Origin of the sequence: Algoriphagus aquatilis (assembly GCF_042657405.1) — a bacterium.
Taxonomy (GTDB): Bacteria; Bacteroidota; Bacteroidia; order Cytophagales; family Cyclobacteriaceae; genus Algoriphagus; species Algoriphagus aquatilis.
This window is the reverse complement of the sequence record NZ_JBHSKS010000004.1, coordinates 364,259-380,828: the sequence shown is the minus strand read 5'-3', so window position 1 is coordinate 380,828 and position 16,570 is coordinate 364,259. Positions and strand designations below refer to the sequence as shown.

Sequence of the window (16,570 nt, the reverse complement as noted above, 5' to 3'; positions counted from 1 at the left end):
CCTTTGTATTAGGTCTAATGGGTGCGTTGCTTCAGGCAGAGGACTCTTTCGCACAGAAAAAAAAGAAAAAAGGTGCTGAAACTCCCGCTGCCGCTGCTCCTGCCACACCTGCCCGACCACAAGCACCCGCCAACGGACCAAAACCGTACAAAGAAGTCATCACAGCTAAAGCAAAAAGCAAAGCAGGACTTTTCAAGGTGCACCAAATCGAAGACAAATACTTTTACGAAATCCCTGATTCCCTACTAGGCCGTGACATGCTGATGGTGGTGAGAATCGCCAAAACTGCTGACGGCATCGGATATGGTGGTGAAAACACCACCAACCTGATGGTACGGTGGGAGAAAAATCAGGATGACATCCTTCTTAAAGTAGTCTCTGTCAACAACTACGCTGCTGACTCCTTACCGATCTCCATGGCCGTAAAGGCCTCCAACCTAGAGCCCATTCTTCAGAAGTTTGCCATCAAATCCAGAGGAACAGATTCTACAGGAACCGTGATCGAGGCAACAGATCTATTTACTAAAGACAACCAAGCCCTTGGTATTCAGCGAAATCGAAGAACTGAGTATCGTATCACTCGACTGGATAATGAGCGTTCGTTTATCCAGCACATTCATACCTATCCGATCAATATCGAAGCTAGGTATGTACTTACCTATGCAGCTTCAGAGCCTCCGTCAAACAGCGTGACGGGATTGATCACCTTGGAGATGAATGCCTCCATGATCCTCCTTCCAAAGGAGCCGATGAAGCAGCGTCTTGCCGATCAGCGTGTAGGTTGGTTTGCCAGATCCTACGTGGATTATGGTGCAGACGAGCAGCGTGCCACATCGAGAAGGTACCTTGACAGATGGAGATTGGAAGTGAAACCTGGCGATGAGGAGAAGTTTAAGCGTGGGGAATTAGTGGAGCCCAAGCAGCCGATCGTATACTACATCGATCCTGCTACGCCTAAGAAGTGGGTGCCATTTTTGAAGCAAGGAGTCGAAGACTGGCAGAAAGCCTTTGAGGCAGCAGGTTTTAAAAATGCCATCATTGCCAAAGAAGCTCCAAGTCCAGAAGAAGATCCTACCTGGAGCCCTGAAGATGCGAGATACTCCGTAATCAGATATTTCGCATCTGATATTCAAAATGCTTACGGACCTCACGTATCTGATCCTAGATCAGGTGAAATCATCGAGTCTGATATCGGATGGTACCACAATGTGATGAACCTTTTGAGAAACTGGTTCTTCATCCAGACGGCTGCTGTAAATCCTGACGCGAGAAGTGTAAAATTTGACGACGAAGTGATGGGTAGATTGATTCGATTTGTATCCGCTCACGAAGTGGGACATACCTTGGGTCTGCCTCACAACTTTGCCTCTTCGGTAGCTTATCCAGTAGAAAAGCTGAGAGATCCGGCCTTTACGAAGGAATTTGGAACAGCACCCTCAATCATGGACTACGCGCGTTTTAACTATGTCGCCCAACCGGAAGACAAAGGCGTTAGCCTGATGCCCGATGTAGGGCCATATGACAAGTATGCCATCATGTGGGGTTACAAGCCTATTCTGGATGCCAAGACACCTGAAGATGAGCTGCCAACCTTGGACAAGTGGATCGTGGAGAAAAAAGGTGATCCTGTGTACCGCTACGGTCGTCAAGGCAACAGCTACGACCCTACGACGCAATCTGAAGATTTGGGTGACAATGCCATGCTTGCATCCGAATACGGGATCAAAAACCTGAAGCGCATCATGCCAAACCTGATGGAATGGACCAGCGAAAAAGACAAGCCTTATAAAAACTATGCTGACTTGGAAGAAATGTATGGACAGGTCATCGGGCAGTTTAACCGATACATGGGCCATGTGAGAACCAACGTCGGCGGTGTCATGGAAGTCTACAAGTCTGCGGGACAAAATGAAGCTGTCTATACCCACACCTCCAAGGAAATGCAAAAGTCAGCAGTGGACTTCTTGAATAAGCAGCTTTTCGCAACTCCAAGCTGGCTGATGGATGAGGCAATCATTGCCAGAATAGGAGACTTTGGTGCATTGGAAAGAATCCGAGGCATTCAAGTTACTACCCTAAATGGCATCCTTGAATGGGGCAGACTAGGTAGAGTGATCGAAAATGAAGCCCTCAATGGAAACAATGCCTACAAGATCACCGAGCTGTTTGATGACTTGAGAAAAGGCATTTGGACTGAACTAGCTGCGGGTAGAACCATCGATGTTCACCGCAGAGCCTTGCAGAGAGCACACATTGAGCGATTGGAATTATTGCTTACAGGAAGTGTGGCACAGCTGCCTGCTCAATTCAGAGCTTTTGCTGGTCCACAGCTTAATGCGGCACAGTCTGATATCAGACCAATTGCTAGAGGTGAATTGAAAACACTTCAAAATCAAATCAGAGGAGCTATCGGAAGAACTTCTGACCGTATGAGCAAACTTCACCTCGAAGATGCTTTGGAAAGAATCAACAAAATCTTGAAAGAGACTTCAGGAGATTAATCGAAAAGGGCGCCAATATCGGCGCCTTTTTTTTCACTTCTATTTTTTGAGTTAATTTGGAATAGCAAAAGACCCGTATGACTAATCCCAATTCCATCCTACAATCTCACAAGCTTCGAATCACCGATTGCCGTCTGGAGATCATTCAGGAATTTTTAAATAAAAATATAGCGCTTTCCCATGCAGACTTGGAGGAGACGCTCAACAATCAGTTTGACCGAGTGACAATCTACAGGACGCTCAAGACTTTTTTAGATAAAGATTTGATTCACAAAGTACTGGATGATAGTGGGGCCACGAAGTATGCGCTTTGTGCTCATGGGGAATCTGAACATACCCATAGCCACGAACATGTACATTTCAAGTGCGAAAAATGTGGAGAAACTACCTGTCTGGAAGATATTACTTTGCCTCAGATCAAACTACCCAAGGGATTTGAGAAAAAGGAAATGAATCTACTGGTGCAGGGAGTATGTGAAAAATGCCACTAAACTTCCATTGGCTCAGGGCGATTTGATTTTTTAGGTGCTTCTGAGGGCCAGATGACCCCAGGCGGTAAATCGATTTTTGGTGGTGTGATTTTCTCTATCCCTCCGTCACCCTCATCTCCACCTTTTCCTTTATTCAGGGAATTTTTAGTCATTGTAGCTATGAAATACACTGTAATGACATAAGCCAAGCCACACACTATCAAATCAATCAGTAAACTATTCATCACCAAAAATTTAAACTTAAGATAGAGCAATCTCTAGTTTTAGTCAATGGTTTTTTGATTTGTTTTCTATCTGTGTCCACATTATTGATTGGTATCCGTTTGCTTAATCTCCGGGATAGGTGGATATTTGCGCACTCAAAATCCTGACTCATGATCATTAAAACCAAAAAATACCAGCTGGAAACCGGAACTTACATCAAAATGGGATTGGTATCTATCCTGAAGGAACAGTGGTGGGTCATCTTGATCGCCTTGGCAATTTGCTGTGGCTACTTTTGGATCGCATCCATTTGGTGGTTTATCGGAGCTTTGATCGCCTATGGCTTGTATGTGCTCTTTTGGGCAATCCAATTTACAGGAGTGACTCAGATGGAGCAAAACAAACCCATCTTCCAAAAGATGGCCTATGAAATTGATAGCCGACAGATTTTGATGAAGATCAACGTCCGCGAAGGCATGCCTGTTCAGTGGAATATGATCAAGAAAGTAGAAATGACCAAAGACGCCTTTGTACTCTATCTTTCCAAAGCACAATTCATTCACCTCCCTTTTCGAATTTTTAATTCAGACAATGACAAAAAATTCTTGGAGGCTATTCTCAAAAGAAAAGAACTCATCAAATAAAAGAAGACCGCTGCAATGTACAGCGGGCTTCTTTTTTACTGGAAGATTTGGGTTTACATCTTTGGTAAGATCACGGTGTCAATCACGTGAACTACACCATTGCTAGCCTGAATGTCGGCAGCGGTTATGGTCGCATTATTCACCATTGCTTTGCCATCCTTCAGGGTAATGGTAATTTCACTGCCTTGAGCAGTTTTTGCCTTCATTCCGTTTTTGAGGTCAGAGGACAACACTTTTCCCGGGACCACATGGTAGGTAAGGACTGCTACCAATTGGGCTTTGTTTTCCGGTTTGAGGAGGTTTTCAACAGTACCTGCTGGCAATTTGGCAAATGCCTCATTAGTCGGAGCAAATACGGTGAAAGGTCCGTCACCTTTGAGGACACCCACAAGGTCACCCGCTTTGACAGCAGCTACCAAAGTGGACAAAAACTCAGTGGATACAGCCAAGTCAACAATGTCTGCATCAACTTCATGTACAGAGGTGGTTTTTGGTGTGAAGGCAGAAGCGAAGAAGATCGTCATCACCATCACGAGAGAGAGTACTTTTTTCATGGGTAGTAATAATTTTGGTTTATGTGCTTCGAACAGACTGTTTATCAGTAATGTTTGCCCATTTTCAGCTAAGAAGTACCAAAGGAAAATTTGATGTAACTGCGGGGTCTGAAGGGGATTAATGGAAAAAAGTCTGCTAAATCCCCCTTCGCAAAAGCACTTTTCGGATATTTAGCCCATGCAAATCAAACTGTTAGCCATAGGAAAGACGGATCACAAAGCCATTTTGGAACTCATTTCAGAATATAGTGACCGATTGGGGTATTACATCCGATTTGAACTGGAAATCATTCCGGATCTCAAAAACACCAAATCACTGTCCGAGTCCATTCAAAAAGAAAAAGAGGGAGAGCTGATTCTAAAAAAACTGATCCCTTCGGACGAATTGATTCTATTGGATGAACGTGGAAAAAACTTCAGTTCCGTTGAATTTTCAGAGTATTTGCAGAAAAAAATGAATTCAGGTCTCCGACAATTGGTATTTGTCATTGGCGGACCTTATGGATTCTCGGATGCAGTGTACGGAAGAGCAAATGGAAAAATTTCTCTTTCCAAGATGACTTTTTCTCACCAAATGATCCGTCCGTTTTTCATCGAACAGCTGTATAGGGCATTTACTATCCTTCGAAACGAACCGTATCATCACGAATAAGGCTTCCTAACATGTTCCCCATGTTAAGTTTTGGGTCATTTTTTTTGTCAATGTTATCTAATTGTTAATTTTATTCACTTTGAATAACATTCGCTTCATAGACAATGAAACTGACCGGTCTGATCTTCACCTTATTTCTGGGAATTGTCCTTGAGGGCTATTCACAGGATAATGTTTTGGACTTGGACAAATTGGTCTTCGAAAGTGAAACGGAAGAAAATATCTGGAAAGCCAAGCCCAATGATCCTTATCCCTATTTCACTGCCTTGGATGCCAAATCACTTTCAGAAGACACCAAATGGGTGAATCTCCTCAAGGAAATAGATGAAAAAGCGGCAAAAAATCCTGACCAGCTTTCATTGTTGAGAACTATTTTTCAAAAATCCCATCAGCGTCTATTTAAAAAATATGAGCAGCACTCCTCCTTCAACAAGATGCTGACAGAAGGCAGATATGATTGTGTGAGTGGATCTGCAGTGTTGGGTATGTTGTTGGAGAGATTTGGATTTACCTATGACATCATTGAGACGGATTACCATGTATTCATTCAAGTGTCTATCGAGGGTAAACCTGTGATCTTGGAAAGTACGCTCCCAGTAGGAGGGATGATCTCTACCCCATCAGAAATAGAAAAATACCTGAGTTCATATTTGCCCAAGAAGGAAGCCACACCTGTGAATTTTAACCAAAGATTGGCAGGACCTAGCTTAGTCTTGGCTGATAATTCTATTTTCAGAAAAGTAAAATTAGTAGAACTCGCAGGCCTGCAGTATTACAATGACGCCATCGTGCATTTCAACAACCAGGAATTTGGGCAAGCTGTCCATCAGCTATCTAAGGCGTATTTGCTGTACCCTGCTGATCGGATCGAAGGTCTCCGCGAGCTAAGTATCGACTTGGCATTCAAAACATACGGATACGATCTTCGAAATTGAACAAAAATCTCCCCGAATCAGATTCGGGGAGATCAGCAACTTGTCCGGTCAATCACCCCACTGCCGAAAAGTGCCATATCAAAAAATGGCCTAACCACTCAATAGTCACCCATTGAGTGATTCGACTTATTGAAGGTTTACCTTGAATTTCCCGTTGGTTACGTTCCGAGTGGCAGAGGTATTGTTCACCTTTCCTACAAACTCAAAGGTGCCTTCGATACGTTTCCCATCATCGACGGTAACAGTTATTTTTCCAGAAGTACCCTGGTAAGCAGTGCTGTATTGCTGACCGGCAGCTGTACCTTCTATAAAAGTGGCCGTATTGGCAATATTGGTGAATCCAAGATCATAAGTACCGGTACCCTTATAGGTAGAAATCCTAAGCATAAATCCTTTTCCGGAATTATCTGTGCCTTGCATCATTACAATACTCGCTCCCGCAGCGGAGATCTTTGTCCCGGATATCGTGTCAAAGTCCTTTGATGCAGAAATCGAACCGACTCCGGCTACCTCACCTGAAAACTCTTCCGCCGCACCCGAAGGATCTTGACCTTCATCCGCGGTACAGGCCATAAATGCGATAAAAAAGCCCAACAAAGCTGCTTTTCTCAAAATGTCAATCCACATGCTCATAGAAGTAAAAGATTAGAATTAGAAATATTACTGGTCAAATCTATGCTTACTCTATGGCTACTACCATACGACAAATGCCCTATTTCGCGGGAAACAGGGCATTCGAAGTAAAAGAACTTATTGGGAATTAGTGGTGATGATGTCCGTCAGGACCATGTGCATGGCCATGTTCCAATTCTACCTGTTCGGCATCTCGGACTGCAAGCACTTTCCCTTCAAAGTATAAATCATAACCAGCCAAAGGAGGATTAAAATCCATGTGAACTCCCAGGTAATCCACTTTCAAAACTTCTCCTCTCATCTGATTCCCTTTATCATCCTGCATGGGGATGACGCTTCCCACTTTCAATAGATCTTTGTTCTTCTTTCCATCTTCTTTGAAATTGGCTTTTGGGATGATTACTTTTTTGTTTTCATCGTAATCCCCGTAGCCATTTTCAAAATCTATAAATACCGAAAACGTATCTCCAACACTCTTTCCTTCGATGGCCTCCTCAAACTTTGGGAGCACATTCTGGTACCCAAAGAGGAAATAAAAAGGCTGATTTTCGGATACCGTTTCGAACAATTCCTTTCCACTTTCCCCATCATCAACCATAAGCGTATAGGAGACTGCGACAACTTTATCTTTTTCTGCTTTCATTATTCTGAATTTTAAGGCACAAAAATGGGTCTTTTTTGAATGGAGTTAAAATATCTTATACATTTTGCAATACCTACTTTCGGTATTTTCAGAATTTCCTGAAAGCTTTTGTGATTACCTTTTTCTATAAGAATCCAATAGAAAGGTATCCATATGTTTGATCTGCAGGTAATAAATAAAAAAAGTGCACGGACAGCCAATTAAAATTTAACCAAAGGTTATATTTCTGACTGTTTCTATTTTCAGAATTTAAATTTTTGAACGATCGGATGGATAGGTATCCCAAAGTGATAGGTTTTGTGCCTACATATAATGCATCCCATTTTATTGAAAATACTCTAAATGCTCTTGCTGCCCAAGAGTATCCAAATTTTGAAATCTGGATCTGTGATGATGCTTCGTCAGATGATACCTTAGAGATATGTCAGAAATATGCGGAGAAGGATCGCCGATTCAAGGCATGGAGAAATGATAAAAATTTGGGATGGTTCAAAACTTCTCAAAATCTTTGGATAGCAGCTGCAATCGAAAGCGATTTTTGCTTTACCAATCCACATGATGACTTACCCTACCCAACCTATATTTCAGAGCTTGTCTCACTTTTGATTTCAAAACCAAATGCTTGCCTCGCTATTCCAGGCATGGAAAATGAATACCATGACCAAACGATCAGCTCATTCTATACCCATGCTTCCGGTGATTTAAATGTGATTGACCGTACTATGGTGATCATACACAGAAATATTCATTATTGGTGGGCGCCTTTTCATGGACTTCACCGTAGTGAAAACGTATTGAAAGCCTATCCAATATCCACCCTAAGTTTTGGAGAAAAAGAGTTTTCGCTGGATTTGGTTGCAATCATGAAAATGGGGTTTTATGGGCAGTTCGTCACTTCAGACAAAATCCTCTTTAAAAAGGTCTACAAAAAAAATCAGTTTCCGCGCGATGGAGTCATGGATTGACCAATCGATTGGCACTTTGGCATAGGATCTTGAAAGAAATCAAAAATTCCTCTCTTCACAATGAGGTTAAATCAGCTATTTACATGCGGATAATTTCATTGGGATTCCAAAAACTAGGTTCCAGAATCGGCTTTTCACCTAAATAGATACGCCACGCCCAGAGAGCCTACTATATTTTTTCGGTCATAACCAGGTACAAAATACTGGTTGGGATAATTCTCCAGGTACCACTTGTAGTTAAGGGTATTCACATATTGGAATTTCCCCGACACCAAAAGATTTCCAAATTGCCATTCAGGATTCAGCGTAAATACCAAGTCCACATATTTGTTTCGAATATCCTTTGACTCTTCATATCGATAGTAGTAGAAGTCATTGTTATATTCAATTCGCTCAAACTGAAACCCTATCTTTTTTAATCCTTCCACCCAAGCCAAGCCTACAAAAATCTGGTTACTGGCGGGACCATTTCCTATACCAAGCACTTGTCCCTGATGGGTATATCCATGCCTTACATGATCGTGAATGTACCAAGTGCGTAGTTGTCGTATATCTTCACGAATCGTCTGCCCTGAAAGCGTCATTTCCGAACTGATCTCAAAAAATCGATTCGGCTTTTTTAAATCCATCAAATGAGTAAAACCAAAGGTAAATGCTCTGCCTGACTCAGGGGTGGTGATAAAATCGTTGAAGGTGCGGTCATTGTCCCGGGTACCATACTCGCCATAGAACTCAAATCGCCCTTCAGGACTTAACCAACGGAAAAACCCGGAGCTAAACTGCTGTCGCTTATCTTGGATAGGGTCGTAAATATTTTGAGGTTTTTTTCTGCCATTGAAAATCGGAATAGCGTCTGCAAAGGAAGAAACATCCGACCGATACATGTGATTGACCGAACCGAATCCTAAAAATAATCCGGGTATCCATTTTGGCTGATAGGTAAATACCAAGCCTGAGAGGTACCGATTACCATCTTCTCTCTTTGGGATAATCACTGGATTTTGCTGGATAGAATAGTCTGGCCATGGAGGAAGAAAATTGGTAGAGTTAAGGAAGCCAGAAATATACTGGCCTTCAAACGATCCAATTGGAGTCTGCACAGGTTTTCTTGTATTGATAGTGGCGTGCCAAAATCCCGGGGCATTATTGCCTAAAAGCAATGAGTTTCTCCTTCCCGGGCCCCACCAAAGATTCTCGGAGGAAACACCTACTGAGAACTCGTTAAGATTAAACCGAATGCTAGACTGGCCTGGATACAAGCGATTAAGGGGTTTGTCACCAAACCGCTCAGGCATGTCAATGCGATTCATGTACTCGTAATAAAAAAGGATGGTAGCTTGATGCTCTATCGGAAAACCCAAATACGGCTTATTTTGGGCTAATAATAGCTCAGGCTGAAATTGAAGACTAAATCTGCCATACTCAGCATAAGCACCAGCACTCAATACCTGTTGCAATCCTCGATTGGGAACCATTACCCCATCATTGACACCAAAAGCATATTCGGAGTTGAATTGGCCACGATAAACGGCAGGAAGTACAAGAAATTTGCCTTTGCCATTTTTACCAAATCGACCATAAGAACCAAAAAGACCCTTTTCATTTGCCGTAATACTGTCGGCAAAGTATCCTGTGGACCATCCAAAAGCCTCTTTAGGCAAAATAGGTCGAATCATCCAAGAAGAGGAGGAATCGACCTGGCCCGTCAATTGAAGTCTTCTCAAATATTCATCAAAGACAGGCATTCCTACCGGAACTCCCTGAGGAAAGGATTTTCCAGCCAAAAGGATGAACAAAACCAAGTAAATGATCCTATTTCTCATTTTCTGTTGGTTTGAATTGCTAACACTTGAATACTCGCAATGGACCAAGATTCATCGCAAATGGGATCCGGACTATTGGTCTGCTTTAGTTCTGCTCCCATAAATACCCTTGCTTCAGGATTTGTATGCTCAATGAGCTGCTCCACGACATAGCGGGAAGTATAGGAAGATGATGCTCCAAACAGACATAGTCCTGGTAAATTGATAGAAGTGGCTCCTGTTTTTGGACGATTTTGTCTAAAAAACCGATTCGGGAAGGACTGATATAAACAAAAAGTTGACACACAAGGGGAATTGGAAAAGGTAGTGCGCAAGGTCTCCGAATCATCCAATCCCATAAACCAAAAGTCAGGCCCTGAAATGCCATCATCGGCATTACCGTCCCAACTGTCATGGACCAAAATTTCAATAGATACTTTGAGGTAATTATGCGTGGGAAGGTCTTTGACTGTGACTGCCACTTCCTCATTGTGGTAATACCCCGCTATCGTATCTCTTTGCCAAATAAATAATCTCCCATTTTCAAAATTGGCTAAATCCAAGTTGGAAAAATTGTTGGAATACACCAGTGACTGATTGTCTACGGTCTCAATACAGGAAAAGCACGCGAAAATAAAAGCAAAAAATCCAACGCTCCATCTCACTCCCAATTTATCCAATGTTCTCATTCAATACTGCTTAATCAAAAAACCAAGGTCATACAAAGAAACAAAAAAGCTACTAATCCTCTCTTTTTTAATCAGATTTTGACCTGAATAGATAAATTCAATCTGTATTTTTGGGCAGATTTAATCTTATCGTTATGCCTCTTTTTACCATTGTTGCAGGTGCTCGCCCTAATTTTATGAAGATTGCTCCGATCATTCATGCCTTTCAAAAAAGGCAAAAAGAAGGATTGGATGTGAGCTTCAGATTAGTTCACACAGGCCAGCACTATGACAAAAAGATGTCCGGTGATTTTTTTGAGCAGCTATCTATTCCCGATCCGGACGCCAATCTCGGTGGCGGAGGCGGGACTCAAGCGGAGCAGACAGGGGCTATCATGGTCGCTTTCGAAAAAGAGTTGATGGAAAATCGTCCCAACCTAGTAATCGTAGTTGGAGACGTGACCAGCACCTTAGCTTGCTCGATTGCGGCCAAAAAACTCCAAATCGATGTAGCTCATGTCGAGGGAGGAATCAGATCCGGAGACCTCAGCATGCCCGAAGAAATCAACCGAATGGTCACGGATTCGATTACAGATCACTTTTTCACCACCTCCGAGATCGCCAATAACAACCTGAGAAAAGCAGGCATCCCGGAAGAAAAAATCCACTTTGTAGGCAACACCATGATTGATACCCTCATGGCACAGCTCCCCCATTTCAAAAAACCTGAAGGAGATATCTTCCAAAAGTTAGAGCCCAAAAACTATTTCGTCATGACCATGCATCGCCCCGCAAATGTGGATCAGGAGCAATCACTTAAGGCCATGATCGATGCGATTTTGGAAGGAACGGAAGGTCTTCCGATCATTTTCCCAGTCCATCCGAGGACAGCCAAAAATCTCCAAAACCTCGGAATAGACGCTCCAAACCTTCATATGTGTGAGCCATTAGGCTATTTGGAATTCAATTACCTGGTGAAAAATGCCAAAGGCGTAATCACCGATTCCGGGGGTGTGACCGAGGAAACTTCCGTGATGAATGTGCCTTGTGTGACTCTCCGAAACAATACCGAAAGAGCGGAAACCATCCATCTTGGAACCAATGAACTAGTCGGCACAGATCCTTCCAAACTCAGACCTTACCTTCAAAAAATCATGCGAGGTGAATGGAAGCAGTACCAAGGCATTCCACTCTGGGACGGTAAAACTGCCGAACGGATTGTCGACATTTTAATCCATAGCTATTCATGAGCCCAAACGAAAAGCGCGTCGAGGAACTGGTAGAGTTGCTGGAAATGACTGCTCACCCAGAAGGAGGTTTTTATGCTGAGACATTTCGATCAGATCAGTCTATGATTCATCCCAATGGAGAAAAACGGAATTTAGCCACCTCTATTTACTTTTTGCTTCGGTCTCAGGATGTCTCCCACTTTCACCGCATTCAAAGTGATGAATTGTGGTTTTGGCATGAGGGGAGCCCGCTTTCAGTTCACTTATTAGGTGAAAAGGGACATGAAATCCTCATGCTAGGACCTGTTTCTGAAAAGGGTGCAAGGCCTCAACACCTCGTACCGGCAAATACCATCTTTGGCAGCTCGGTAGATTACGCCGATAGTTATGCATTGGTATCCTGTGTAGTAGCTCCTGGGTTTGATTTTAGAGATTTTGAGCTTTTTACCACCGAGGAGTTACTTCCACTTTATCCGGAGTCAGGAGAAATCATCCGAAAATTGACCTGAAAAAGTCATTTACCATACTTCAGAACCAAGGCCAACTGACCTGCATGATATGCCGTGTGGGTGGTGATTCTTCCCAATGCTTCTGCCTTGGTCTTTTTGCCAAACTCTTTGGTTTCGATCACTTGATCCCAATTTTCCTGAAGAGAAATAGCCTTTTCCAGCATTTCGGCGGCATAGGCTGCTATTTCTCTCAGTTCAGCTAAATCCGTCCACTCCCCTGTATCCTTTCCGGCAATCAGGGTTTTGGCGACAATTTTCACCTCTGCCAATCCAAAAACATTTTTGGCAAAAAGTAACTCTACCTCTGCGATGTGACGGATCAGAAAACCGGCTGAATTGGGACTGTCTCCATTTTTCTTAGAGAGGTCAGTTTCCTGTACAATTTCCAAAAGCTTGGTAAAGCGGGTTCGGCCTTCAGCCCAGAGTGCAATAAGAGAAGGGTTGGTCATGGCTTTAGTTTTTAGTCTTGCCATCCCCATGGAGCAGCGGGGATATCGATAGATTGAGTCAAGTCAAATCTGACAGAAAATAAGGTGGGTGTGCCCAATCTTCTGAGATTATAAGTAAAGGAGGTTTCGTCTACCGTGATCCACCAAACATTACCTACGGCTGCCGGGAGTAAGTTGGCAGTAAATTGATCTGCAGGAAAGAACTGAGCCGTCACCGATCCTGCATGGGTGGCCTTCCCGCCATATTGGGTCACTTGATCCTCCGAACCATCTTCATGCCGATGGTCATGCTTGAGCTGAATCAATCCAGCCTCATCCCTAGTCAATACCCAAGTACGGGATCGATCATCACCCACAAAAAACGGAATCCGAATTCTTCCATCCTCACAGGCTCTGACATGCATCACCAGCTTTCCTGCAAAACGAGGATCAGATTCTGGAGACACCAATTTGCCTTCATAGGCTTTTCCGCAATGGCTTTTTAGGGTTTCCCAAAACTTGTGTGATGGTGTTTTCTCTTGAGAGAAAGCTGAATGTTGGCTGAGGCTTAGGGTGAACACCAAAACCAGAAATAGGGTAAAACGATTTATCATGTTCCAAATTAGTGAATCGAATGGGATACCTTCCACTATTCCATGAAAATCCAACTATGAAAAGGAAAAAAGCCACCCCAATATGGAATGGCTTTTCTGAACTAGAAGCTGTATGTAATTAGAATGAAAATCCTACGCTGAAGTTCACTCGTGTACCTGGAGCCAATTGGGTGAAAATCTGATCCTGGGCCCCAAATGAGCTAAATACAATCTCACGTTTATCATTCAACAAATTCTGAACGCCCAGGCTGGTACGGATTCGCTCATCAGCACCAAAGGTCTTATTGATATTCAGGTTAAGTGCATGGAAAGGGACTGTGTAGGTATCTGTCCGGTTACCAAATCCAACTAGGTTCAATGTTGGACCCTGCACGTTGTAATAGATCCCGGCTTCCCAGCCGTTGCTGAAGTTATTGTAAGAAATTCCTGTATTAACTATGTAAGGAGCTTGTCCTGCCATATCTCGTGTCGTTCCAACCACTTGACCTTCTCTGGCAGTTAGTTCTCTGGACTTCAGCTCGGTGGCTGACATGTTGATTCGAGACTCGGTGATGGTCACGTTGGTCGTCCAAAGGAAGTTTTCCATACTCGGAGATAGGAAGCCCAGTGATTTTCTGAATTCCATTTCAACCCCAAGCACAGTACCGTTGCCTACATTTCGAGGCTGGAAAGATCCCGGATCAGAGAGAAACTGTACGATTTCGATTGGATTCTCAAAGGTCTTGTAGAAAGCTCCCATTGACCACATTTCTCCTCTTTGCTGGAAAGCTTCCCATCTCAGGTCAAAGTTGTTGATTCGGGTAGACTGAAGGTTTCCATCCCAAAGGACTTCTGTACCTCCGTTGGTAGTTTCCTGGAAAAGTCCACCGATAAAGGTTCTACCGGTGATCGGATCAAGAATTTCTGCAAAAGAAAGCTCCTTGAAGGAAGGTCTAGCAATGGTACGTGTAGCAGAGAATCTCAGGTTCTGATTTTCTTTAAGACCATACACAAGGTTTACAGTTGGGAAGAAATCCAAGTCGTCAAGCATTTCGACCAAATCATAGTTGATCGTACCTGTCTGATTGGTACCTGTGTAGAACTGGTTGTACTGCTCTACTCTCAATCCTAGGATGGCCCGGAGATTTTGGATAGGGCTGGATTCAAATGAACCATATCCTGCAAAATTGGTCACATATCCCTGATACGCATTTGGATTGATTGGAATGAAGTCAGGATTGTATCTTACTCCGTTTCGATTGGAGGCTGAAAACAGATTTTCCTGATTCAAAATGGCATTTGGATCTCCGTTTAGCTGAATGTTTCCAGTTGGAAATTGAAAACTTTGGATTTCGAAATCTCTGTATTTAAAGGTATATGCCCCACCCATTCGAACTTTTGCTTCTCTGGTGAAAGCTTTCAGGTTTCTAGTCAAATCAAGCTTACCGGCGATGTTGTACTCCTCCAAATTCCTCCAAATCCTCGTAGGAAGACCTACTTCGGTAGAGATGGTATTGGTAGGAAGTCTGAATCTGGTAAATCGAATATCAGGATCCTCAATAGTAGATCGAGTTGGTGCCAATTTCCAGTTTACTTCCCAAGCGCCACCTTTGATAAAATGGCTCCCAGAAAGTAATACACTGGAAAGTCCTCTTTGGCTATACTCCAAGTTGTACTGTTTAGCCTCAAAGTTTGCCCCAAGGTTAGTATTGACAAAGTCAAAAGTACCTGCCTTGGATTCCCCGTTTTGAAGGTGCAGGATATTGAGTTTATATTTTGAATGTTGAGTTTTAAGCGCTATTCCAGCCAAACCACCCAAAAGCACACTGTTTACCCCATAGTTACCTACTTGTCTTTCCAAGGCTTCCATTTCGGTCTCGGATTGACTGATTGGCTTCGCAAAAAGGTTAAATTGAGCGCCTTGGTAAAATTCCGTATCATTTTTATACGTCAACGCCGCATTGTATCCCCAGGTAGCCTTTGGTCTCACGATCTGATTTCCCAAAGAAAGACCAATACCAAAATCCATCAACGAAGTCTGATTGGAAGCTCCGAGCGTCTTGTTAAACCCTCCAAGAATGTTTTGGTATTCTTGACCTTTGGCACTGCTTGGGTTACCTACTACCTCACCATACTGGGGAATATTGATTCTGCCTCCGGTAGGATTTGCTCTTGTACCATCGTCAAAACCCAAAAAGTCTGTTTTACCACCTTGATAGGCCAAATAGTTTTTGTTGAAGTGCATCGCAGGATTAAGTCCTCCTGAGATATTCACTCTGAATGTTTTTTCTTCAGGAAAATCTTTGGTTTCGATGTCTACGACTCCACCGGTAAAGTCTGCCGGCAATTCTGCCGTAAATGATTTGGAGACAATGATGTTGTCAATCACGTTGGTTGGAAAAATATCCATTTGGATTGTATTGCGGTCTGGATCCAAACCAGGGATATCTACGCCGTTCAAGACTGTTTTGGTATATCGGTCACCCAAGCCACGCACGTAGACATATTTTCCACCTTCAATAGAAACACCCGTGACGCGCTTTACTGCTGAAGCTGCATCCCCATCACCTATTTGTCTGAAAGTACTGGCTGAAATTCCATCAATCAGGTTTGAAGCATTTCTTTTCACTGACATCAGCGCCGATTCTGTCGTACGGATGGCAGCTGCAGATACAGTTACTGTTTCCAATTCTGAAGCTTCTTCCTTGAGAAGAAGGTCTGGAAGTACAGCTACTTTATCTGTCTCTACCACTACGTCAGTAAGAGTCAGGGTAGAATAGGAAATGTAAGATACCTGAAGGGTGTAGGTGCCGGGGTTGACTTTGATTTCAAATTTACCATCGAAATCTGTCACCGCTCCGGTGGAAGTTTCCTTAACCAAGACGGATACTCCGAAGAGTGGCTCACCGGTTTTTTCATCAAAGATGGCGCCTCGGATGGTACCGTTTTGTGCAAAAACGAACCCGGTAATCAATTGAAAGGCAACGATGAGAAGTAGGATTACCAGTGGTTTAATTGGTAATGCCTGTTTTTTCTTGTTCATACAGCTTTTTGTTAGTTCTATTTTAATGGGGAAAAAGAAGGAAGTATCCTTGCAAGACCTTCCTTCTTCTTTAGAA

General features: G+C 43.1%; 17 protein-coding genes. 8 read left to right on the top strand and 9 right to left on the bottom strand.

Annotated features, from left to right (window positions below):
* Window positions 1-17: 17 nt before the first annotated feature.
* Window positions 18-2,501, top strand: coding sequence for a zinc-dependent metalloprotease (locus ACFPIK_RS07925; RefSeq protein ID WP_377914074.1), 2,484 nt, complete (start codon window positions 18-20; stop codon window positions 2,499-2,501).
* 77 nt (window positions 2,502-2,578) lie between these two features.
* Entirely contained in the window at window positions 2,579-2,992 is a 414-nt protein-coding gene (locus tag ACFPIK_RS07920) for a Fur family transcriptional regulator (protein ID WP_377913974.1), read from the top strand.
* On the opposite strand, the gene ACFPIK_RS07915 is transcribed toward ACFPIK_RS07920, so the two are convergent.
* Window positions 2,989-3,216 carry a hypothetical protein gene (locus ACFPIK_RS07915; RefSeq protein ID WP_377913972.1) on the bottom strand — a complete coding sequence of 76 codons (228 nt, stop codon included), beginning with the start codon at window positions 3,214-3,216 and terminating at the stop codon, window positions 2,989-2,991. The two genes, ACFPIK_RS07920 and ACFPIK_RS07915, sit on opposite strands and share 4 nt — an antisense overlap.
* A gap of 150 nt (window positions 3,217-3,366) precedes the next feature.
* Here ACFPIK_RS07915 and ACFPIK_RS07910 point away from each other — a divergent pair, with 150 nt between their 5' ends.
* Window positions 3,367-3,840: a YcxB family protein gene (locus ACFPIK_RS07910; RefSeq protein WP_377913970.1), complete on the top strand. Its 474-nt coding sequence runs from the start codon at window positions 3,367-3,369 to the stop codon at window positions 3,838-3,840.
* Between the two features lie 53 nt (window positions 3,841-3,893).
* Here ACFPIK_RS07910 and ACFPIK_RS07905 read toward each other — a convergent pair whose 3' ends face one another.
* Window positions 3,894-4,394 (bottom strand): fasciclin domain-containing protein, encoded by a 501-nt coding sequence (locus ACFPIK_RS07905; RefSeq protein WP_377913968.1) that lies wholly within the window; start codon window positions 4,392-4,394, stop codon window positions 3,894-3,896.
* A 178-nt stretch (window positions 4,395-4,572) separates the two neighbouring features.
* On the opposite strand from ACFPIK_RS07905, the gene rlmH reads away from it, so the two are divergent.
* On the top strand, window positions 4,573-5,046 hold the full coding sequence (rlmH, locus tag ACFPIK_RS07900; protein ID WP_377913966.1) for a 23S rRNA (pseudouridine(1915)-N(3))-methyltransferase RlmH: 474 nt from the start codon (window positions 4,573-4,575) through the stop codon (window positions 5,044-5,046).
* A 104-nt stretch (window positions 5,047-5,150) separates the two neighbouring features.
* On the top strand, window positions 5,151-5,981 hold the full coding sequence (locus ACFPIK_RS07895; protein WP_377913964.1) for a hypothetical protein: 831 nt from the start codon (window positions 5,151-5,153) through the stop codon (window positions 5,979-5,981).
* Window positions 5,982-6,107: 126 nt separating this feature from the next.
* Here ACFPIK_RS07895 and ACFPIK_RS07890 read toward each other — a convergent pair whose 3' ends face one another.
* Both ACFPIK_RS07890 and ACFPIK_RS07885 read right to left on the bottom strand, forming a co-directional pair.
* Window positions 6,108-6,614, bottom strand: a complete 507-nt coding sequence (locus tag ACFPIK_RS07890) for a DUF6252 domain-containing protein (RefSeq protein ID WP_377913962.1) — start codon at window positions 6,612-6,614, stop codon at window positions 6,108-6,110.
* A 127-nt stretch (window positions 6,615-6,741) separates the two neighbouring features.
* On the bottom strand, window positions 6,742-7,257 hold the full coding sequence (locus ACFPIK_RS07885) for an FKBP-type peptidyl-prolyl cis-trans isomerase (RefSeq protein WP_377913960.1): 516 nt from the start codon (window positions 7,255-7,257) through the stop codon (window positions 6,742-6,744).
* Between the two features lie 269 nt (window positions 7,258-7,526).
* On the opposite strand from ACFPIK_RS07885, the gene ACFPIK_RS07880 reads away from it, so the two are divergent.
* Complete coding sequence (locus ACFPIK_RS07880; protein WP_377913958.1) at window positions 7,527-8,222, top strand: glycosyltransferase family A protein; 696 nt, start codon at window positions 7,527-7,529, stop codon at window positions 8,220-8,222.
* A gap of 134 nt (window positions 8,223-8,356) precedes the next feature.
* Here the strand turns inward: ACFPIK_RS07880 and ACFPIK_RS07875 are convergent, their stop codons facing one another.
* Window positions 8,357-10,045, bottom strand: coding sequence for a capsule assembly Wzi family protein (locus ACFPIK_RS07875; RefSeq protein ID WP_377913956.1), 1,689 nt, complete (start codon window positions 10,043-10,045; stop codon window positions 8,357-8,359).
* Window positions 10,042-10,713 carry a hypothetical protein gene (locus ACFPIK_RS07870; RefSeq protein ID WP_377913954.1) on the bottom strand — a complete coding sequence of 224 codons (672 nt, stop codon included), beginning with the start codon at window positions 10,711-10,713 and terminating at the stop codon, window positions 10,042-10,044. Before ACFPIK_RS07870 ends, ACFPIK_RS07875 begins: the two co-directional genes overlap by 4 nt.
* 134 nt (window positions 10,714-10,847) lie before the next feature.
* Here ACFPIK_RS07870 and wecB point away from each other — a divergent pair, with 134 nt between their 5' ends.
* Window positions 10,848-11,942: a non-hydrolyzing UDP-N-acetylglucosamine 2-epimerase gene (gene wecB, locus ACFPIK_RS07865; protein WP_377913952.1), complete on the top strand. Its 1,095-nt coding sequence runs from the start codon at window positions 10,848-10,850 to the stop codon at window positions 11,940-11,942.
* Window positions 11,939-12,430 carry a cupin domain-containing protein gene (locus ACFPIK_RS07860; RefSeq protein ID WP_377913950.1) on the top strand — a complete coding sequence of 164 codons (492 nt, stop codon included), beginning with the start codon at window positions 11,939-11,941 and terminating at the stop codon, window positions 12,428-12,430. Before wecB ends, ACFPIK_RS07860 begins: the two co-directional genes overlap by 4 nt.
* Before the next feature lie 5 nt (window positions 12,431-12,435).
* On the opposite strand, the gene ACFPIK_RS07855 is transcribed toward ACFPIK_RS07860, so the two are convergent.
* The 3 genes from ACFPIK_RS07855 to ACFPIK_RS07845 all read right to left on the bottom strand — a co-directional run bounded on the left by ACFPIK_RS07855 (window position 12,436) and on the right by ACFPIK_RS07845 (window position 16,494).
* A complete protein-coding gene (locus ACFPIK_RS07855; protein ID WP_377913948.1) occupies window positions 12,436-12,879 on the bottom strand; it encodes a DinB family protein in 444 nt (147 codons plus the stop codon).
* A gap of 11 nt (window positions 12,880-12,890) precedes the next feature.
* A complete protein-coding gene (locus tag ACFPIK_RS07850; protein ID WP_377913946.1) occupies window positions 12,891-13,472 on the bottom strand; it encodes a hypothetical protein in 582 nt (193 codons plus the stop codon).
* 118 nt (window positions 13,473-13,590) lie between these two features.
* Window positions 13,591-16,494 (bottom strand): TonB-dependent receptor, encoded by a 2,904-nt coding sequence (locus ACFPIK_RS07845; RefSeq protein ID WP_377913944.1) that lies wholly within the window; start codon window positions 16,492-16,494, stop codon window positions 13,591-13,593.
* Between the last annotated feature and the right edge of the window lie 76 nt (window positions 16,495-16,570).